Annotated in this window: 17 protein-coding genes; 9 read left to right on the forward strand and 8 right to left on the reverse strand. The window is 62.5% G+C overall.

The features are described 5' to 3' along the window. Positions 1 to 78: 78 nt before the first annotated feature. From FNU79_RS03430 to FNU79_RS03450, 5 genes are read left to right on the forward strand one after another with little or no spacing between them, the layout of a single operon-like run. The gene (locus FNU79_RS03430; protein ID WP_143719501.1) at positions 79 to 609 is read left to right on the forward strand and encodes a DUF1440 domain-containing protein; all 531 of its coding nucleotides are present in this window, start codon (positions 79 to 81) and stop codon (positions 607 to 609) included. A gap of 60 nt (positions 610 to 669) precedes the next feature. Then, the gene (locus FNU79_RS03435) at positions 670 to 1,443 is read left to right on the forward strand and encodes a LamB/YcsF family protein (protein WP_143719502.1); all 774 of its coding nucleotides are present in this window, start codon (positions 670 to 672) and stop codon (positions 1,441 to 1,443) included. Further along, positions 1,443 to 3,017, forward strand: coding sequence for a 5-oxoprolinase subunit PxpB (gene pxpB / locus FNU79_RS03440; RefSeq protein WP_143719503.1), 1,575 nt, complete (start codon positions 1,443 to 1,445; stop codon positions 3,015 to 3,017). Before FNU79_RS03435 ends, pxpB begins: the two co-directional genes overlap by 1 nt. Then, complete coding sequence (locus FNU79_RS03445; protein WP_143719504.1) at positions 3,014 to 3,832, forward strand: SDR family NAD(P)-dependent oxidoreductase; 819 nt, start codon at positions 3,014 to 3,016, stop codon at positions 3,830 to 3,832. The genes pxpB and FNU79_RS03445 overlap by 4 nt, the downstream gene beginning before the upstream one ends. Continuing rightward, entirely contained in the window at positions 3,829 to 4,950 is a 1,122-nt protein-coding gene (locus FNU79_RS03450) for an NAD(P)/FAD-dependent oxidoreductase (RefSeq protein ID WP_143719505.1), read from the forward strand. Before FNU79_RS03445 ends, FNU79_RS03450 begins: the two co-directional genes overlap by 4 nt. Before the next feature lie 63 nt (positions 4,951 to 5,013). Here FNU79_RS03450 and FNU79_RS03455 read toward each other — a convergent pair whose 3' ends face one another. Continuing rightward, positions 5,014 to 6,084: a Gfo/Idh/MocA family protein gene (locus FNU79_RS03455; RefSeq protein WP_225429851.1), complete on the reverse strand. Its 1,071-nt coding sequence runs from the start codon at positions 6,082 to 6,084 to the stop codon at positions 5,014 to 5,016. Further along, positions 6,081 to 6,854 carry a ThuA domain-containing protein gene (locus FNU79_RS03460; protein ID WP_143719506.1) on the reverse strand — a complete coding sequence of 258 codons (774 nt, stop codon included), beginning with the start codon at positions 6,852 to 6,854 and terminating at the stop codon, positions 6,081 to 6,083. Before FNU79_RS03460 ends, FNU79_RS03455 begins: the two co-directional genes overlap by 4 nt. A gap of 609 nt (positions 6,855 to 7,463) precedes the next feature. Here FNU79_RS03460 and FNU79_RS03465 point away from each other — a divergent pair. After that, positions 7,464 to 8,243 (forward strand): aminoglycoside phosphotransferase family protein, encoded by a 780-nt coding sequence (locus FNU79_RS03465; protein WP_185974589.1) that lies wholly within the window; start codon positions 7,464 to 7,466, stop codon positions 8,241 to 8,243. 129 nt (positions 8,244 to 8,372) lie between these two features. Here FNU79_RS03465 and FNU79_RS03470 read toward each other — a convergent pair whose 3' ends face one another. From FNU79_RS03470 to FNU79_RS03495, 6 genes are all read right to left on the reverse strand, one after another. After that, on the reverse strand, positions 8,373 to 9,221 hold the full coding sequence (locus FNU79_RS03470) for an MOSC domain-containing protein (protein WP_143719508.1): 849 nt from the start codon (positions 9,219 to 9,221) through the stop codon (positions 8,373 to 8,375). Between the two features lie 44 nt (positions 9,222 to 9,265). Beyond that, complete coding sequence (locus FNU79_RS03475; RefSeq protein ID WP_225429852.1) at positions 9,266 to 10,261, reverse strand: N-acetylglucosamine kinase; 996 nt, start codon at positions 10,259 to 10,261, stop codon at positions 9,266 to 9,268. Further along, positions 10,258 to 10,953, reverse strand: a complete 696-nt coding sequence (locus FNU79_RS03480) for a glucosamine-6-phosphate deaminase (RefSeq protein WP_143719620.1) — start codon at positions 10,951 to 10,953, stop codon at positions 10,258 to 10,260. Before FNU79_RS03480 ends, FNU79_RS03475 begins: the two co-directional genes overlap by 4 nt. Next, on the reverse strand, positions 10,953 to 12,251 hold the full coding sequence (locus tag FNU79_RS03485; RefSeq protein WP_143719510.1) for a family 4 glycosyl hydrolase: 1,299 nt from the start codon (positions 12,249 to 12,251) through the stop codon (positions 10,953 to 10,955). The genes FNU79_RS03480 and FNU79_RS03485 overlap by 1 nt, the downstream gene beginning before the upstream one ends. Before the next feature lie 224 nt (positions 12,252 to 12,475). Beyond that, positions 12,476 to 14,116, reverse strand: coding sequence for an ABC transporter substrate-binding protein (locus FNU79_RS03490; RefSeq protein WP_143719511.1), 1,641 nt, complete (start codon positions 14,114 to 14,116; stop codon positions 12,476 to 12,478). A 197-nt stretch (positions 14,117 to 14,313) separates the two neighbouring features. Next, entirely contained in the window at positions 14,314 to 15,432 is a 1,119-nt protein-coding gene (locus FNU79_RS03495; RefSeq protein WP_143719512.1) for a LacI family DNA-binding transcriptional regulator, read from the reverse strand. Positions 15,433 to 15,802: 370 nt separating this feature from the next. Here FNU79_RS03495 and menC point away from each other — a divergent pair, with 370 nt between their 5' ends. From menC to FNU79_RS03510, 3 genes are read left to right on the forward strand one after another with little or no spacing between them, the layout of a single operon-like run. Further along, a complete protein-coding gene (menC, locus tag FNU79_RS03500; RefSeq protein ID WP_143719513.1) occupies positions 15,803 to 16,939 on the forward strand; it encodes an o-succinylbenzoate synthase in 1,137 nt (378 codons plus the stop codon). A gap of 11 nt (positions 16,940 to 16,950) precedes the next feature. Beyond that, positions 16,951 to 17,730, forward strand: coding sequence for a GNAT family N-acetyltransferase (locus FNU79_RS03505; protein WP_143719514.1), 780 nt, complete (start codon positions 16,951 to 16,953; stop codon positions 17,728 to 17,730). Next, positions 17,724 to 18,992: an ABC transporter permease gene (locus FNU79_RS03510; protein WP_143719515.1), complete on the forward strand. Its 1,269-nt coding sequence runs from the start codon at positions 17,724 to 17,726 to the stop codon at positions 18,990 to 18,992. The genes FNU79_RS03505 and FNU79_RS03510 overlap by 7 nt, the downstream gene beginning before the upstream one ends. The last annotated feature ends 16 nt before the right edge of the window (positions 18,993 to 19,008 follow it).

The raw sequence follows: 19,008 nt of genomic DNA on the forward strand, positions 1-19,008 counted from the left end.
CCTTTCTGACTGTCTCCCGCGCTTGAGAGACTCTTTAACCGCTTCAATCGCAGAGCCAACAGCCCTTATGCTGCCAAAATGAAACAGCCTCAAATCCTCAGTGGAATTCTTATCGGAGCGGTGTCGGGTGTGGTCGGCGCTTATGTCAAGTCGTTTGTGGAGCCGCCGCTGCAAACCTTGGCCGAGTCAATTTTCCCCCCGACGCCCGCCGAGAAAAAAATGATCGGGGCCGATATCAGCGGGCAGCCCGACCATATGCCGCCCGCCGAGATGGTACAGGCGGCGGCGGATGCGGCGGGCACCGACCTCAGTAGGCCCCAGAAGATGGCCGCTCAGCAAGCCATTCATTACACGCTGGGCGCGGGCCTCGGCGCGGTTTACGGAGCGCTGGCCGAAATCAGTCCAGCGGTGACGTGCGGCGCGGGCGTTCCGGCAGGCGCGGTGATGTACGGCCTGACCCACGCCACCGCTGTGCCCGCCACTGGTTTTCAGGCTTGGCCCTGGCAACTGCCGCCCTCCGCCGTGCTGTGGGAAGCCGGATCACACCTTGCTTACGGCTTGATGGTTGAGCTGACCCGCCGCAGCTTGACGGCTTTGTTGCGGCGGTAAGACACCTGGAGGTCAAGCCCTCTGGACTCGTCTACGTCTGACTTCCGCTAACGTAAGAGCGTGAGCAAAACCATTGATCTCAACGCCGATGCGGGCGAGTCTTACGGGGCTTGGACTTTGGGCGACGACGCGGCGCTTTTTCCGCTTCTCAGTAGTGTCAATATCGCTTGCGGCTTCCACGCGGGCGACCCGCTGACTATGCAAAGCGCTGTCGCGCTGGCCAGGCAGCACGGTTTGGGTATCGGCGCACATCCCAGTTACCCCGATTTGGCAGGCTTCGGGCGGCGCGTCATGGAGGCCACTCCAGAGCAAGTTTATGCCGATTGCCTCTACCAGATTTCGGCCCTCTCCGGCATGGCGCAGGCCGCCGGAAGCCGCTTGCAGCACGTCAAGGCCCACGGCGCACTCTCCAACCGCGCTTGTGTGCATGCGCCGACGGCTCAGGCCATCGCTCAGGCCACCCGCGACTTCGATTCACGGCTACCGCTGATGGTGCTGCCCTCTACCGAGCTGGACATACAGGCCCGCGCCCTGGGCGTGCCGGTGGTGCTGGAAACTTTTCCCGAACGCGCTTACCTGAAAGATGGCCGCCTCGCGCCACGCAGCATGGCCGGTTCCAGCATTCATGACCCGCAGGAAGCCGCCCGCCGCGCCGTGATGATGGTGCTCGAAGGCCTCGTGGAAGCGGTTGACGGCGGGTTCTTTGAATACAAAGTGGACTCGCTGTGCATTCACGGCGACAATCCCAACGCTGTCCAGATCGCCCACGCCATTCGGGATGCGCTGGAAGATGTGGGCGTGACGGTGCGCTCTTTTGCCAAGACTGACTTGTAATGCGGCGGCCCAGCCAACCCAGCGGCTTTTATATTCAGTTGGCCGAACAACTCGATTTGCGCCAAAATGCCCGCCTGCACGCCCTGCACCGCGCTCTGCTGGCCGACATGCTGCCGGGCATCACCGATCTGTGCCCCAGTTACGTCAACTTGTATGTGGAGTTTGACGAAGCGCTGATTGACGCGGGAGCGGTGCGGGCGTGGGCGGTGCGGCACCTGCGAAATCTGAGTCAAGGAAGGGCGTCAGCGTGCCGCTTGATTGAACTTCCCGTTCGCTACGACGGCTCCGACCTCTCCGATGTGGCTGAGCGCACCGGCCTGAGCGAGGCTGAGGTGATTCGCCAGCACAGCGCTCCCGAGTACCACGTCTATGCGGTGGGCTTCACGCCGGGTTTTCCTTTTCTGGGTGAGGTGCCGCCGAGTTTGCGCTTGCCGCGCCGCGCCACTCCACGCCCCACTGTGCCCCCGAACGCTGTGGCGATGGCCAATGCCCAAACTTGCGTCTACCCGCTGCCCTCGCCGGGGGGCTGGAACTTGCTGGGCACCGCCCTGACGACCATCTACGATCCCAACCGCGCCGAGCCGTTTCTAATCGCGGCAGGCGACAAGGTGCGTTTCATCCCCGCTGAGGGCGACACGCCTGCCCTGCCCGCCGTGCGCGAATTGTGGCCCGCCGAACCCCGCTTTCCGGCCTTCCGAGTCGAGAAGCCCGGCCTGCTGGATGTGCTTTTAGATGCCGGACGCTTTGGGCAAGCAGCGGTGGGCCTTGCCCGTAGCGGCCCGCTGGACAGCCGCTCGGCCCGCTTCGCCAACGGCTTGGTGGGCAACTCGCCCGACGCGCCTCTCCTCGAACTCACCCTCAAAGGCCCGGTTCTGACCGCCCTGCGCAGCGTGGTGGTGGGTGTGGCAGGCTTTGGGATGCGGCCTGAAAGCCAGCCGATGCAGCAGAGTTTCCGGTTGCGGGCGGGTCAAACGTTGCGCTTCACCTCCACTCACCTCGGAGCGCGGGCTTACTTGGCGGTGGCGGGCGGCTTTGAGAGCTTGCCGTTTCTGGACAGCAGCAGCACCGATTTGATCGGGCGGGTGGGGCGGCCCCTGCGGGCTGGTGACGTGCTGGGGCTGGCGAGCCTGATACCCGCCCTCTCCGGCTTTGCCAATTTGCCGCTTAACTTGCCGGAGCGTGTCACCTTGCGCCTGCTGCCTGGCCCGCAAGCGACGCGGGAAGCGCTTGCGAGTTTGGGCAGCGCTCCTTTCCGCGTCACCGGCTCAGACCGGATGGGCCTGCGGCTAAGTAGAGTGGGATTGGGCGGCCCCGACGTGCCGGGCGGGCAAGTCATCAGCGAGGCCACGCCGCTGGGAGCGGTGCAGGTGACGCCAGCGGGCGAGCCGATTTTGCTGCTGGCAGACCGGGGCCGCATTGGCGGATACAGTAAACCCGCCGTCCTGCACCCCCACGATTTACCGCTGGCGGCGCAACTGCGGCCCGGCCAACTCGTATCCTTCAAGCCTGAGCTGTCCGGCTCTCCCGAAAGCTGGGCGCGGCGCTGGTTTCTCAACACACAGGAGAACTTATGACCCTTAATCAAGCACGTTTTACTGGCAAAACCGTCCTCATCACCGGAGCGGGCGGCGGCATCGGGCGGGCGGTGGCGCTGCGGTTTGCTGCCGAGGGCGCAAACGTCGCCGTCAACGACATCAAAGCTGAGATGGTGCAGGCGGTCGTTGACGAGATCAAAGCGGCGGGCGGATCAGCGCTGGCCGTCCCCGCAGACGTGTCCGAGGCCGGGCAGGTCGAAACCATGTTCAGCCGAGTGGAAGCCGAATTTGGCTACGTGGATGTGCTGTACAACAACGCCGGACTGATCGACACTGCCCGCCATTTTCTGGAAGGGGACGAAACGTGGTGGGATAAGATCCAGAAGGTCAATCTCAAGAGCGTGTTTCTGTGCTCGCACCGGGCGGCCAAGATCATGGTCAGACGGCGCAAAGGCGTCATCCTGACCACCTCGTCCGGCGGTGCGACCCGCGCCCACCGGGGCAACGTGGCCTACGACGCGACCAAGGGCGGCATCGAGGCCATGACCCGCTCGATGGCGCTGGATTTGGCTCCTTACGGCGTCCGGGTCTGCGGCGTGGTGCCGGGCTTTATCAACACCTACGGCCTGACCGAAGCCGAGTTGCGCGAGCGCGAAAAGACCGTGCCGCTGGGCCGCTACGGTGTGGCCGAGGACATGACCGGCGCGGCGCTGTTTCTGGCCTCCGATGACGCGGCCTACATCACCGGCCAGCTCATCAGCGTGGACGGCGGCGTCTTGGTGCAGCAGCGCTCGGCCAACGTGGACACTTTTCCAGTCTCGGGCTTTCCCATTGTTGAGGCAGACCTCGCGTGACCCATCAAACGGCGGACATCCTCGTGATCGGAGCCGGAATCATCGGTGCGGCCAGTGCCTACCGACTGGCCCAGCGCGGCCTCAAGGTCACGGTGCTCGAAAAAAACCACCCCGCCAGCGGCTCCACCGGCAAGAGCGTGGCGGGCGTGCGGGCGCAGTTCAACTCCGCCACCAATATTTTGCTGTCGCGTGAAAGCATCGCCGAGTACGCCGCCATGCCCGAGTCGGGTTACCGAGCGGAAGGCTACTTGATGCTGATTCCCGAAGCGGGCTGGGCCGCGCATCAAAAGGCGGTGGCCTTGCAGCAGAGTCTGGGCATTGCGTCGCTGGCGCTGACACCTGAAGAAGCCCAGCAGTACACCACCTTCAACACGGCTGGCCTCGGCGGGTGCAGCTTTTGCTCCACCGACGGCAAGGTGGACGCCCACAGTCTCAACCATGAATATGTGCGGCTGGCCCGCGAAGCGGGGGCGCGGATACTGCTGGACACGCCCGTGACGGCCATTGAGCGGGTGGGCAAAAGCTGGCGAGTCACCACACCCAGCGGCACCTTCGAGGCCCCGCAACTCCTCAACGCCGCTGGCGCGTGGTCGGGCGAAATCGGCGCTCTGGCCGGTCTGGACATCCCGGTCGAGCCCGCCCGCCGGATGGTCTTTTCGACAGCCTCCATTGAGCTGCCCAAACCCGTGCCGATGACTTTCGACCTCGCCAGCGGAGTCTATCTGCGCTCGGAAGGCGAGCGGCTGATCTTTGGGCGGGCCGACCCCCTGGATACCGGCTGGCGCGAGGGCATGAGCTGGAGCTGGCTGGAACCCACTCTAATGCTGGCCCTGGAGCGCTTCCCCTTTTTGGAGAGCGCCTCACTCGACCAGAAAGCCAGCTGGTGGGGCTATTACGAACTCACGCCCGACCAGTTCCCGGTGGTGGGCCGGATGCCGGGCGCACCGGGCTGGCTCAACGCCTGCGGCTTCTCCGGTCACGGCGTGATGCAGGCGGCGGCCACCGGGCGGGTCATGGCGCAACTGGCGCTGAATGAAACGCCGTTCATTGATGTCTCGCCGCTGAGCATCGAGCGCTTTGCCGCTCAGGAAGTCAGGACGCTGGATCTCCAAGTTTGAGGATGTCGGGGCTGAAGGCAGTGGGTCACCTCAAGACAAGTTTCGTCTAGGCTGCTGCTTTCTCTAGATTTCGTGGCCCGCTCCCGGAGTGGCCTGCATCCCAACCGGCATTCCGCTACGGGCGCTTTCGTAGCCGCCCAGCACCAAGCGCACGCTCTCACGCCCGTCTTCGCCGCTGCACACGACCGACGTGCCCCCCGTGATGCTGCGGACAAAAGCCACGACGCTGGCGAGGTGGGTGTAATGCGGCTCATTCAGCGCGGCAAAGTCGTACCACGTTTCGTCGGTGTCGTCCCAACTGCCGGTGCCCGCCGTGCGGCTGACAAAGCGCAGTCTGGCCCTGCCGAGGCGGTTGCTGCATTCGAGTGCGCCGTGCGTGCCGTAGACCGCGAAGCTTTCCTCCCAGCCGGTGGCCGTCCAAGCGTTTTCCACGCTGCCAAGCGCTCCGCTTTCAAATTCGAGCGAGGCGACGCTGGTGTCTTCCACCTCAGTGTTAAACTTGAGGGTCGCCAGCCGTGCAAAAATGCTGCGCACGTCGCCGCCGAAGTGCCGCGCCAGATCCATCATGTGACAGCCGTTGTCGAGCAGGCTGCCGCCGCCGCTGGCCTTGAGGCTGCCGAACGCGCCGCGCACTTCCTCCGCGCCGCCCCAGTCATGGGCTTGGCGCAGCCGCATAAAGGTGACGCGCCCAATCCGGCCTTCTTCGATCAAGCGCTTGGCGGTTTGCACATTCGGACTGGAGCGCAGGTGATGGTTGGTCTGCAAAATGGCTCCGCTGGCCGCCGCCGCCGCAATCATCTCGCTGCAAGCGGCCAAATCCAGCGACAGCGGCTTTTCGCACAGCACGTGGATGCCCCGCTTCAGGGCGGCCAGCGCGGCGGGCGCGTGAAAAGCGTTGGGCGTGCAGATGCTGAGCGCCTGCACCTGTTCGCGCTCCAGCATTTCCGTAAAGTCGAGATAGCCGCGTGCATTCCACTCTGTTTCGCGGCTCAGGCGCATGCCTTCGCTCGGTTCGGCAAACGCCACCACGTTCGCGCCTGCTGCCCGGTAGCCTTCAAAGTGCCGCACTGAAATGGCTCCCGCGCCGATGATGGCAACGTTCAGTGGAGCGGCATTGAGCAGGGGAGAGGTCACTGCCGTTCCGTTTGGGTGTGCAAGGGTTCTAAAGGCTCTGGCCGGTTTCCGAACGAGCGCGGGGCGCTGGCGGTGGGGCGTGCCCACAAAGCGGCGTTGGCGATGACCTGCTGAATCTTGGTGTGATGGTAGGTCGGGTACGTCTCGTGACCGGGCCGAAAGTAAAAGATCTTGCCGCTGCCGCGCGTGAAAGTGCAGCCGCTTCTGAACACCTCGCCGCCGGAAAACCAACTGACAAACACCAGCTCGTCCGGCGCGGGGATATCAAAATGTTCGCCGTACATTTCCTCGGCCTCCAGCTCGATGTATTCACCGACGTTCTGAGCAATCGGGTGCGCCGGATTGATGACCCACAGCCGCTCTTTGTCGTTGGCCTCGCGCCACTTGAGGTCGCAGCCGGTGCCCATCAGTGCCTTGAAGACTTTGCTGAAATGCCCTGAGTGCAGCACGATCAGGCCCATGCCGTCCAGCACGCGGGCCACCACTTTGGCAGCAGCCTCGTTCGACACGTCGCCGTGCGCTTTGTGGCCCCACCAGATCAGCACGTCGGTGTTGTCCAGCACTTCGCCCGTCAGGCCGTGTTCCGGCTCGTCGAGCGTGGCGGTGTGAACGTTCTCGAAGCCGTGAGTGCTCAGCCCCGCTGCGATCACTTGGTGGATGCCGTCCGGGTAAACGGCGCTGACTTTAGGGTTTTCTTTTTCGTGGCGGTATTCGTTCCAAACGGTGATGCGCGGCTGAGAGTTGGTCTGGGTTACGGGGGTTTGGGTCATGGTGATTCTGAATCTAGCGCCTCTGAGCGTGAGTTGTCAGGCTCCCGAGAGGATCACTTGAGCCGTCTCTAGGTCGGTAAGCGCGGAGGTATGTTTCTGGATGGTTTTCCACTCGCCCCGGCGTAGTTCCAGTACCCAAGTCAGCTGATTTTGCACGGCTCTGAGCATCTCGCTTGCTCCGACTTTCACTTCGCTCGGCTCCACCTTGACCCGGCTTATGTCCCCGCCGTGCCCTGCCGAAGCGGTGATCTGCCTCTACCCGACACTGTCCGAGCTTTGATGAGCCGCTGATAAAATGCCCCGCATTAGGAAATCCAGCACGCCAGCGCTGATCCAGCCGCCCAGTACGGCGGGCGGCAAGTGTTCCTCGGCTTCCTTATGACTGTCTTTCCCGAAGTCTATTGATCCCGGCGGAAGTCGGTGAAACCTGAGATCTGAAAGATGAGAAAAGAAGAGTTGATGCCTCTGCAGAATATTCCTGCTGAGTCAGTCGAACGAATTACAAAAAAGCGTTGTCAACTTTGACCGAGATCAATAAACGGAGTTATGCTGATTAAAGCTAGTCAGATACGATTCGTGAACATACAGCTATCACTGAGAGGAACCGCCATGAATGATCATTCTGGAGCTGGACTATTTGATCGAGGGATTCATATTGCAGATGGGATCGTCCGCAGACCAAAAGGGTATTGGAGCGTTTCTGTTTACGATCTCTTGCAGTGGCTCGGCAGTGCCGGCTTTGGTCTGTCTCCGGTGCCGGCAGGGCTCGACGAACGATTCGAGTACCTCCAATTTATTGACGGAGCAGATCAAGGCTGGCCATTGCTCCCTTTCATCCAGAGTCTAGACGGTGCACGCGCCGCTGGCACCTTTGTGCGCAAGCTGGAATCGACTCTTGCGGCCTATGTGCCAACTGAGAGCGCACGTTGGCAATTGCCGACGACACCGCACGTTCAGGGCCCTATTCAGCATGGGGACGTTGGCCCATGGAATTTGCTTTGGGACAGTGAGCGCGGCGAAATTTGCGGCATCATCGATTGGGACCTGGCAGGCCCAGCTCCAGCAGGGTACGACTCAGGCATTCTCGCGTGGTTTATGGTTCCCGTGATGAATGACGACCGTGCCTACCAACGGGGATTTGGAACGCCGATTGATCGAGAGGAGCGACTACGGGCCTATTGTGATGGATATGGCATTAGCTGTGGCGAAATGCTTGGTCGCGTCATTGCAGCGCAGAATGAGCTTCGCAACCGCATCCTGTCGGCTTCGGAAGATGATCCGCCGACGTATGCGGCGTTGAAGAAAATTGATTTCACTGAGCGGTTCCGTGGAGATATAGAGTTCGCACTTGATTGGAAAAACCGGGGTTTTGGACGTGACGCTGAATGAGCTTATCTCCGAGCTGTGTTGCCTTTTTCAGATTTGAGGTGTTACCGACTTCCGCCGATATCAATAAGCGCTCTTGGAGGTGAGTGCGCTGAGATTCGGTCTACCCAGACCCTTAGAGTAGTGCCCGCCTCAGTGGTAAATCGGTGTCGGCGTGTCGGCAATTTCCAGCACTTCCAGCTTGTCGCCCACTTTGAGGCGTCCGGTTCGCCCGTTAAGGGGCGCGTCTTGCACCATATTTTGTCCGAACGGCACGTCCTGACCGCGTCTGCGGGTGCGGGCCAGCGTGCGGAGCGGTTCGGCGCTCATCTGGGCTTCCTTGGTCACGTTGATGACGCTGCATCTGGCGCAGGTTTCCACCACTTCAAAACCCACCGCGCCAATGCGGATGCGCCGCCAGAAGTCTTCTTGGTACGCGGCCCCGCCGCTGATCACAAAGTTGGGGCGCAGATCGGCGGCGCTGACCGGGTGGGCGAGTTGGCTGTTAAGGTCAGCCAGCGACGCTACGCTGATTAGGTTAAATGGACTGCCGTCCACGAAGCTGAGCTGCGAGCCATAAGGCCGGTCATCTGGTTGAAAGCGCTGCGTTTCGTCGGGCATATAAACCAGCTCGAACTGGCCGCCCAAGTACCGATTCAGCCACTCGGCGCACTCCGGCGACACCGAGACGCTCGGCAGCGCTTGGCCCCACAGGTCGGCGGTGAGGAGCTGGCCCTGCGGCTCAAAAGGCACACTTAAGCTGGGCATCTGCGGTGCGCCGAGTCGCAGGCCGCTCTCTTCCAAGCTGACCTTCACCAACTTGAGGCGCGGCTCCTCGCGCTGCGTCACCAGCCGCCCCGACGCGTCTACCACCATCCAGCGCCGGTCATGAATCAGGCCACGCGGCCCCACCGCCGAAGTCGAGAGCGAAATGCCGCCGGCCGATTTGACCGGGTAAATGTAGAGGGCGCTGAGGGTGAGCGGCTCGGAAGGGGTAGGCATAGTCGGTGTCCTTTCAGGAAGTGGGATGCGGGAACGCAGGTCATTCAAGTCAAAAACAGCGAGTCATCCGGGCAGGTTTCTTCCAGCCGCCCAAACAGCGCCGGACTGATGACGCACCCGGCCAGCTCCAAAGCCAGCAGCAGCGCTCCGAAGACGGGTTCGTGATGGCTGGCTTGCCAGCGGACATCAGGACAGCTTTCCTGTACCCGCGCCATCAGCGCCTCGCGCAAAATCGGCGAGGGATGCCGCATCACGCCGCCAGAAGTGGTCAGCAGGTAATCGCCGGATAGATTCACTTTGCCCGCAGCCGCCAAGGCGTAGTCGCCCAGCGCCGCGCCGTGCTTTTGCACGAGCCTGAAGCTGGTCGGGTCGCCCGCTGCGGCGGCATCGAGCAGCACCCGCGCCAGTCGGCCCAAGTGAGCCGGAGCCGTTTGGGTGCGCCCAGTAAACGAGTGCAGCAAGGCTTCCACGCTGGGCATCTCAAAATGGGCCAGCACCCGGTTCGTCAACTGGGTGGGCGGGTCTATGCCGAGTTCGGCGCGGTAAACGGCCCGCAACGCTACTCGGGCCAGCTCTTCTGCACCCTCGGGTTCTTGCCAGTAACTGCTGTGCCACACCCGCCCGTCTGCGCTGCGGGCGGCGATGCCCGCGCTGGTGCCGCAGGCCACTGCCACGCCGAGGCCCTCCAGCGATCCGGCCCGCAGCGCTCCCACCGCGTCGTTGACGACTTGCTGGCGCTTGGCCCAGTGCCAGCGGCGCAGCTCGCTTTCCAGCAGGGTGAAGTCTTCGGGCCAGTCCGCTCCGGTGGCGCTGAGCGTCACGGCTTGCAGCGGCTCACGGCCTACCCCCGCGTTGGTTTTGGCCGCTGCCACCGCGTCTTCCAAGTGGCGCAGGGCTTGTTCAGGCTGGACATAGATATTGCTGGGCCCGGCTCGCCCGTAGCCGCGCACCGTGCCGGAGGTGTCGGCGATCAGGGCAATGGTTTTGGTGTTGCCCGCGTCTATCCCCAAGACCAGATCGTTCGCCGCCCACTCGCTCACACCCAGGCGGCCTCGTCCGCGATGACCGTTAGCGGGGTGCGCCGCAGCAGCGAGGCGGGCAAATCGGGGGTCGGCCCATCTTCCAGTGCTGAGCGCAAGACGGCGCGTTTGTGCGCTCCGCTGACCAGCAGCAGGGTCTTCCGGGCTGCCAAAATAATGTCCATTCCGGCGGTGATGGCCTGCTTCGGCACTGGCAGCTCGCCCCAGTAAGCGGCATTGCTCGCCAAACTCTCGGGTGTCAACTCCAGCACGCGGGTCGGTACGTCAGCGGGGCTGGGCGGTTCGTTGAAGCCGAGGTGTCCGTTTGGCCCCAGTCCCAAAATCGCCAAGTCGAGCCCGCCGAGCGCGGCAATATCCGCTTCAAAAGTACGCGGGTCTTCCAGCTTGACGGTGCGGTGAATGCCCAGCGGTTCCACGAACGACCTGAGCATCCAGCTCCACAAACTGCGCGGGTCGTCTTCAGCCACGCCCAGGTATTCGTCGAGCTGCACGGCCACCACGCGGTCCATCTGCAGCTCACCGGCCCGCACCCGCCGCGCCAACTCTGCGTAAGTCGGCATGGGGGTGTTGCCAGTGGCGACCAAAATGCTCAAATCGGGCTTGGCGCGAACCTGCTCGGCGATAAAGTCGGCGGCGGCGGTGGCTAGCGCCTGCGAATCCGGCTGAATGTTGAGCTTCACGCCGCCGACCATCACCACAGCCGCTCCGGCAAAAACTGGCGGTGGGCGCGGGCGAGTTCGTCATACAGCGTCTGGGCCAGCGGTAAAGTCCGGACTAAGGGGTTGCTCGTCAGCGCTGCAATAGCTTCTTTGCGGCTGCCACTCCAAGCGGCGTCGGCGGCGAGCTGCTGGTATTCGCCCAGAGCGCTGAGCAACCCGCGAACCGGCGGCGGCACCCGGTAGCCGCCAAGAGGCCTTACGCCTTGCCTGTTAACCAAGCACGGCACTTCCACCACCCGCGAATCGGGGAAATCCTGAATGGCCCCCGCGTTCGCCACATTGGTCGGCCAGATTTCGTTTTTGTCGTTGAAGAGGGCGTCCATCACGTCTACGGCGACTTCGAGCTCAAAAATGCCGCCGCGTGAGAGCTCAGGTTCGAGCACCGGGTTCTTGGCGTCCAGTTGCTGGCGGTAGTGCTGCCAGTAGCTCGGCACGTCTCTAAGGATGTCCTCGGCGCGGGTGGTCGGCTTGTCCAAGAGCTCCCGCAGCATCTCGCGCTCAAAGTAGTAATACTTCATGTACGAGGCGGGCAGGCTGTCCATCTGCACCGCCAAGCTGATCCAGCACCGCGCCCAGTCGTCGCTGATGCCTTCTGCCAGCTTTTGCGCCAAAATCGGCAGCATCGGCTGGCCGTCATACTCGGCCCCGCCACTTCGGGTCTGAGCGCTCCAGCAAGCATGATTGAGGCCCAGCATCACCGCCCGCACCTTGGCGGGGTCGAGTCCGGCGAGTTCTGCAATCTCCTGCGGAAAGACAATCGGGCCTTCGCACAGCGACACCACCTTGATGGCCGAGTGATCTGCCACCGCCTGAGCCACGATATTGACTGGATTGGTGTAGTTGAATAAGGTGGCGTCGGGGCAAATGGCCTGCATGTCTTCCACCAAGCCCCGGGCGATGTGAATGGCCCGCAGCGCCATAAAAAAGCCGCCTGCTCCCTGCGTTTCCTGCCCGATCGCCCCGTGATGCAGCGGAATGCGCTCGTCTTGGGCGCGGGCCTCGAAGCCGCCGGGCCGGTAACTCGACAGCACCCCGTCGCAGCCGTCTAGGGCCGCGCGTCTGTCGGTGGTCGCGCTGATCTTGAGGTCTGCGCCCTGCGCCGCCGCCATCTTGCGCGACAACCGGCACACCAAGTCCAGCCGCTCCTCGTCGATGTCTTGCAGCACGATTTCCGAGCCGGAGAAGTTGGCGGCCTGCCGAATAAATGAGGCGACAGTGCCGGGGGCGCGGGTGCTGCCGCCGCCGATGTAAGCGATTTTGACTTGAGCCATAGCAGGGAGTCCTTTTGCCGAGTGTAGGCAAGCCACTGGGTTAAATACCGATGGGTTGAAGGCCGAGTCGAGTAAAGCATGAAAACGTTACATCGGACGCCAGAGTGATCGGCCCTTGAGTTCTCGGCACTGGAAGAAAAAGCCGCCCAACCTGTTTGCAGGACTGAGCGGCTTCGGTGTCGGTTGCTTCTGGGTCGGTTGCGTGTGCCTCAATCCGTCAAAATTTATTTGGGTTTGACGTTGAGGTACATCAGGCGTGCGCCGATGCTGTCGTCGGGGCTGGCGTCGTTGTAGGGATTGGCGGCGGTGGGGAAGCCGGTAAAGCGCGAGGTGTTGTACAAGTTAAACTGCGTGCGGTCGGTCAGCGGCACCCAAGGCGCGTCTTTCATCACGGCGCTGACCATCACGGCCACGGCTTTTTTCTGAGTCGCCAAGTCGCTGGTCGAGCGGAAGGTTTGCAGCGCCTTGGTGATATCGGGGTTGGTGTAGCGAGACAAGTTGCTGGGCGCAATTTTGCCGGCAGCGGCGCTGAGTTCGGGAGCGAACGACTGATAAAAGAGGTAGTAGGGCGTCGGGCCGTTGCCCCAGCCCCAACTGATGCCCATGTCGTAGGTGGCGCTCTGCATACTGCCGGAATAACCCGCCCAAGCTTGCTGGTCAATGCTGGTGTTGATGCCGAGTTGCTTGAGGTTGTCACCGACCACCTGCGCCATGGTAATAAAATCGGTCCAGCCCGCGCCCACCAAAATGCGGTAGCTCGGCAGCGGCTTGCCGTCTTTGCCGAGGCGCACGCCCTGGGCGTTTTTCTTGTAGCCAGCGGCGGTGAGGGCGGCGTCAGCGGCGGCGGGGTTGTATTTGCCCCCCATGTTCTTGTCGCTGGCCGAAAGCCACTTGTCTTGCTGGGCCGGAATGATGGCCGAGGGCGCTGAGGCAGGCACGGCCCCCGCGTAAGCTTTTTGGGCGACTTCCTTGGTGTTGATGGCGCTGGAGACGGCCCGCCGGAAGCCTGCGTCGCTAAACGGCGCTTTGGTGGTATTGAAGTACAAGAAATTACCGTTGTTGGTGGGCCACCAGTACTCGGTGTTCTTGTTTTGCTTGGCAAACGCAATCGGATCGGAGATGCCCACGTAGCCGTAATCGGCGTCGCCTTTAATCAACTTGAACAGCGCGGCGTCGTTGCTGCTGGTCGAGAGCCACACCACCGCGTCCACGTACGGCTGACCCTTGAGCCAGTAATTGGGGTTTTTGAGGACACGCAGTGCCTGCTGGCTGTAAGTGTCGGTCACGAATGGCCCGGTGCCAATGGGCTTGGCGTTGGTGTAGGTTCCGGGGTCGGTGACGCTGGCCCACAGGTGCTGAGGCACGATAGGTTGCTGCGCCAAAAACTGAAAAGTCGGGGTATTGGCTTTGTCGAAGGTGAAGACCACCGTGTTGGCGTTGGCGGCCTTGGCGCTGGTCAGGCCGTTTTTCCAGACACCGGCCAAGTCCAGTACCGGATACTTTTTCATGTAGTTAAAAGTAAAGGCCACGTCGTCCGCGTTGAAAGCTTGATTGTCCGTCCATTTCACGCCGCTGCGGGTCGTTACCGTCAGGGTTTTGTTGTCTTTGCTCCAAGCGTACTTGGTGCCCAGTACCGGCGTCACTTTGCCGTTGAGGCTGTTGACGAAAAATAGGCTTTCGTAAATGGCCGAGTTGGTCGGCAAGAGGTGTTGGCTGTTGGGCAAGAAGGGATTGAAATTCTGAGCGCCCCACGGATCGTTTCTGACCACCGTGAAAGTGCTTTTGGGATTTTGGGCGTAAGCGGCGCTGCTGAGGGCAGCCGTAAGGACGAGAGCGAACTTGGCGAAGGTTTTGGCGTTTTTCATGAGTGTCCTCCGAGAGGAAGTGGGGGTTTTGGAGGTGCTAAAGCCGTAAGTTTACGAGTGGATGTCTAGAGGTATAGGCGTTTGGGCCGCCCGACACTGTATCTCTGGTCAATGTCTAGCCCGCTGGGGAAAGGAAGCTGGGAAGCTGCTTGTTTGAGAGCAAATTGAGCGCCTCCTTCACCTCTGGCCCGCGCTGCTTATTCGGGCGGCCCAGTGGACTCACGCCGCACCAGTTCCGGCATAAAGGTCAGCGGCCCACCGCTCTGCCCCTCCAGCAAGCGCAGAGCCAGATTGGCCGCCGCCACGCCCATCGGGTAAGCGGGCTGGCGGATGCTGGTCAGGCGCGGGTAGAGCAGCGAGGCGATCACCGCGTCGTCAAAGCCGATGACGGCCACTTGCTGCGGCACCCTCAGGCCGCGCCGGTGCAGCGAGCGCAGCACCCCGGCGGCCATCAGATCGCCCGCCGCGAAGATGCCATCGGGGAAAGTGTCGCCGGGGAACGTGCCAGCAGGCGTACTTCCAGCTGAGCTTGTCCATCCTGAACCTCCCCCTACCGCACCGCCCAGCAGCGCTTCGCCCGCCCGCAAGCCCGAAACTTCGGAATAATCGCCCCCGAAGCGGCGGTAGGTCAGTCCGGCCCCGGCCACCACCCGCGCAAAGCCGCGCTCGCGCTCGGCACTCTCGCGGCCCTCCGCGCCCACGTAGGCGAGGCGGCGGCGCTGTGAGGCCAGCAGTTCGTGGGCGGCCAGCGCTCCGCCCGCTTCGTTGTCGAGTTCGACCCGGTGCGGCAAACCGCTGACCTCGGGCGCGACGTGAATCCAGCCCGAATGCCGCTGCAACGGAAGCAGTGCGCCCAAGCGCGAATTGATGACGATCCCGCCGTCGAGCGCGTGCCTAAGCAGGTGCTGGGCCGCGCCGCGTTCGGCAGCCTCGTCGTCGTGGCTGGAGGCCAGCAAAATGCTCATGCCGTGACGCCCCAGCACGTCTCCGATGGCCCGAATTATTTCGCCGTAAAGCGGAAAAGCCACGTTCGGCACGATCAGGCCGACCAAATCGCTGCGCCCGCGCACGAGGTTGCGGCCCAGCGGACTCGGTTTGTAGTCCAAGGCGGCGGCCCACTCCACCACGCGCTGGCGGGTCTGGGGACTGACCACGCCTTCGTTACTGAGGGCGCGGGACACGGTGGCGATAGAGACGCCGGCTTGCTTGGCCACTTCACGGATCCCCGCACCGCGCACCTTCTCACTTTGCACTTTCTTACTTGACAAGGCCGCTTTTTGCGTCGCTGGGCGCGGGCTCGGCTCGGTTTTCGGCATGGCCCTCCCTCAGAATGAAAAAGTGAGCTGTTTAGAGCGGACGGAACAGACAAATCGTCGATGTAAACGTTACATGTGTTGGTAAGGCCAGCCTAAGAGCTGGGCGCTCCAAAGTCAAGCGCAGTGGAGCGTGGGCGGCGATCATGCGCCGAAGTCCGGGGCACCAATCCACCGCCTTGCAAAATAGATTGCAATTGGGTAAGATTTGCAAAATAAAATACATTTTTAGCCCCCCCACCTTTTGGCCGTGTCGTGGTTTAGTTCGCTTCACCGTTCGCCCTCTTGAAGATTCAGTCAGAAGGAGTCGCCGTGTCGTTAGCCCAAGTGAGTGCTGGAGCTTATCTCAAACCTCCCTGTCTAGGTCGCTGCTGTGCGACTTGACCGCGCCGAGCTTCGCCTCGTTTCGCTGCCGCTCCTAAAGCCCTTCCGCACTTCGTTTGGAGTGATGAATGGCAAGACGTTCGTGCTGCTACGCCTCTTCGGTGAGGGACTGGAGGGCGTGTCAGAAGGCGTCATGGACGTGCGGCCCGATTTCCGGGAGGAAACCACCAGCGGCGCACTAGCCCTGCTGCAAGAAACCATTTTGCCGAGCGTGCTGGGCCAAGACTTCGCCAACCCCGAACACCTGATGCGCCATTTATCGGGAATCCGCGGCAACCGGATGGCGCTGGCGTCCGTCGAAATGGCCTTCTGGGATTTGTGGGCCAAGAGTCTGGGGCTGCCGCTCTCTACCGTGCTGGGCGGCGTCAGAAACGAGGTGGCGGTGGGCGTGTCGCTGGGCATCCAGCCGAGCATCGAGGCCACCGTGGACTCTGCCGTGCGCCACGCCGAGCAGGGCTACAAGCGCATCAAACTCAAGATTCAGCCGGGCTGGGACGTTAAAATGGTGCGGGCGGTCAAGGCGGCACTGGGTGACTTGCCGGTCACGGTGGACGCCAATGCCGCGTACTCGCTGGGGCAGATCAACACCCTGCGCGAACTCGATACACTCGGCCTCGATTACATCGAGCAGCCACTGGCCTGGGACGACATGCGCGACCACGCCAAGTTGCAAGCCCTGATGCAGACGCCGCTGTGCTTAGACGAGTGCATCACCTCGGCACAGGACACCCGCAAGGCGCTGGAAATGGCTGCTTGCCGCCTGATCAACATCAAAGTCGGACGGGTCGGCGGTCACTTGGAAGCGCGGCGGATTCACGACGTGGCCGCTGCATTCAGCGCTCCGGTGTGGTGCGGCGGGATGCTGGAAAGCGGAATCGGCAGAGCGCACAACATCCACCTCGCCACACTGGAAAACTTCACCAAGCCCGGCGACACCAGCAGTTCCTCGCGGTACTGGGCACGCGACATTGTTCATGAACCGCTGGAAACGTCGGGCGGCATGATGCCCGTTCCGGGGGGTGCGGGCATCGGCGTCACGCTGGACTTGCCGTTTTTAGACACGCTGACACAGATGAAGGTGGACGTAAAACCGCAGCGCACTTCCGCCGCGCCAGCCGTACCTTGAACAGTCGTACCTTGAATCCGCCCGCCGCCCTGCATATTCGGGAGCTGAGTGGGCTGGGCGAACTCGCCCTCACGCCGCCCCTGGCACGGGCTGTCTGGGGTGAGGGCGACCATCCGGAAGACCCCGGCTTGCTGCTGGCGGTGCAGCATATCGGCGGTCTGGTGGCGGGCGCGGTAGACGGAGACGGGCAAATCTGGGCGTATCTGGTCGGTTTGCCCACCAAAGACGCCGGCACCCAGCACTCGCACCGCCTCGGCGTGCATCCGAGCGCCCGCAAGCAGCATCTGGGTGAGAAACTCAAGCGTTTTCAGCGCGAGTGGTGTTTGGAACGCGGCATTCAGATGATTCGCTGGACGTTCGACCCGCTCCTGCTCGTCAATGCTCACCTCAATATTCACCGGCTGGGCGCGGTGGTCGGCACCTTCTTACCCAACTACTACGGCCAGATGGGCGGCATCAACGCGGGAGCGCCCTCAGATAGGTTTGAAGCCGAGTGGGTACTGGACAGTGAACGTACAAGGGCGCATCTGACTGGACAAGTCACTGAAGTCTGGCCCGCTCAAGCCTTTGATCCCCTCAAGGACAAGTTGCCCGCCACCTTGCCAGAGCAGCTCGCCGTTAGCATTCCGAAAGACTTTTACCGCTTGCTGCGCGAAGATCAGGCGCAGGCACTGGGCTGGCGGCTTAAAACCGGCCCGCTGTTCACCCGACTCTTTTCGGAAGGCTACAGCCTGACAGACGTGAGCCTCAGCCGCGAACATTATTTATTTGAACGCGGAGCCGAATGCTGAACTTCGTTATCCGCCGCGTGCTGGCGCTGCCGCTGATCATGCTGGCGGTAACGTTTCTGATTGTGCTGGTGATGCAGCTCATCCCGCCGGAGCAGCGGGCGGTGGCCTTTACCACCAACTTGCAGCAACTGGACCGCGTGCAGGAGATCATCAAGACCAACCACCTCGACGGCAGCGTCTTTGAGCAGTACGGGTTGTGGCTGGGACAGGCGCTCAGCGGCAACCTGGGCTTCTCACGCACCAGTGGGCAGCCGGTGACCGCCACGCTGCTGGCCCGCTTTCCCGCCACCCTGGAGCTGACCCTCTTTACGCTTATTCCGCTGGTGTGGGTGGGGATCTGGCTGGGCGGGCAGGCCGCCGTTCACCGCAACCGCCTGCCCGACGCCGTGATCCGGATCATCGCCGTGCTGGGCTACAGCATTCCCAGTTTTGTGCTGGGCGTCTGGCTGCTGGTGATCTTTTACGGCGCGCTGGACTGGCTGCCCGGCACCGGCAACATCAGCAACGACAGCGCTCTTTTGCTGATGACCGGCAGCGTGCGCCACGTCACCGGCCTGGTGACAATAGACGCCCCGCTGAGCGGGCGGCTGGACGTCTTCTGGGACGGCCTCAAGCACCTGATTTTGCCTTCCTTTACCTTGCTGGTGGTCGGCATTCCAGCGCTGATTAAAGGCACCCGCGCCAGCATGATCGAGGCGCTGCACAGCGATTACATCCGCACCGCCCGCGCCAAGGGCATTACCGAGAGAGTCGTGATCCATAAGCACGCCCGCCGCAACGCCATGTTGCCGGTCGCCACCCTCATCAGCCTGAGCGTCTCGGGCCTGCTGCAAGGCGCGGTGCTGGCCGAAACGCTCTACGGCTACCCCGGTGTGGGCGCGTGGGACGCTCAAGCTGCAGCGGCAGGCGGCCACCCCCGGGCGCTGGGCAATTTCACCCGCTTGCTGAGCCACTACGTGCGTGAGCAAGGTCTGCTGAGTCTCGAAGAAGGCGTGCGCCGCATGACCAGCCTGCCCGCCGAGCACCTGCGCCTCAAAGACAGGGGAGAGTTGCGGGGAGGCGCTTACGCCGATGTGGTAATTTTTGATCCGGCGACCATCCAAGACAAAGCCACCTACGCCGAGTCCAATAACCTCTCGGTGGGCGTGCAGGGCGTGTGGGTCAACGGCGTGCAGACCTTGAATGACGGTCAGCACACGGGGGCCTTGCCGGGCATGCGGCTCTACGGGCCGGGGGCGGCGACTTCGGGGCGTGCCGGTTGAGCTTTCTCGGTATGCT

The organism is Deinococcus detaillensis (genome assembly GCF_007280555.1).
In the GTDB taxonomy this organism is placed as follows: domain Bacteria; phylum Deinococcota; class Deinococci; order Deinococcales; family Deinococcaceae; genus Deinococcus; species Deinococcus detaillensis.

Coding starts and splice junctions, on each gene's coding strand:
- FNU79_RS03430 (WP_143719501.1), top strand. CDS start 79: ATGAAACAGCCTCAAATCCTCAGTGGAATTCTTATCGGAGCGGTGTCG.
- pxpB (WP_143719503.1), top strand. CDS start 1,443: ATGCGGCGGCCCAGCCAACCCAGCGGCTTTTATATTCAGTTGGCCGAA.
- FNU79_RS03445 (WP_143719504.1), top strand. CDS start 3,014: ATGACCCTTAATCAAGCACGTTTTACTGGCAAAACCGTCCTCATCACC.
- FNU79_RS03460 (WP_143719506.1), bottom strand. CDS start 6,854: ATGACCCAAACCCCCGTAACCCAGACCAACTCTCAGCCGCGCATCACC.
- FNU79_RS03465 (WP_185974589.1), top strand. CDS start 7,464: ATGAATGATCATTCTGGAGCTGGACTATTTGATCGAGGGATTCATATT.
- FNU79_RS03470 (WP_143719508.1), bottom strand. CDS start 9,221: ATGCCTACCCCTTCCGAGCCGCTCACCCTCAGCGCCCTCTACATTTAC.
- FNU79_RS03480 (WP_143719620.1), bottom strand. CDS start 10,953: ATGGTCGGCGGCGTGAAGCTCAACATTCAGCCGGATTCGCAGGCGCTA.
- FNU79_RS03485 (WP_143719510.1), bottom strand. CDS start 12,251: ATGGCTCAAGTCAAAATCGCTTACATCGGCGGCGGCAGCACCCGCGCC.
- FNU79_RS03490 (WP_143719511.1), bottom strand. CDS start 14,116: ATGAAAAACGCCAAAACCTTCGCCAAGTTCGCTCTCGTCCTTACGGCT.
- FNU79_RS03495 (WP_143719512.1), bottom strand. CDS start 15,432: ATGCCGAAAACCGAGCCGAGCCCGCGCCCAGCGACGCAAAAAGCGGCC.
- FNU79_RS03510 (WP_143719515.1), top strand. CDS start 17,724: ATGCTGAACTTCGTTATCCGCCGCGTGCTGGCGCTGCCGCTGATCATG.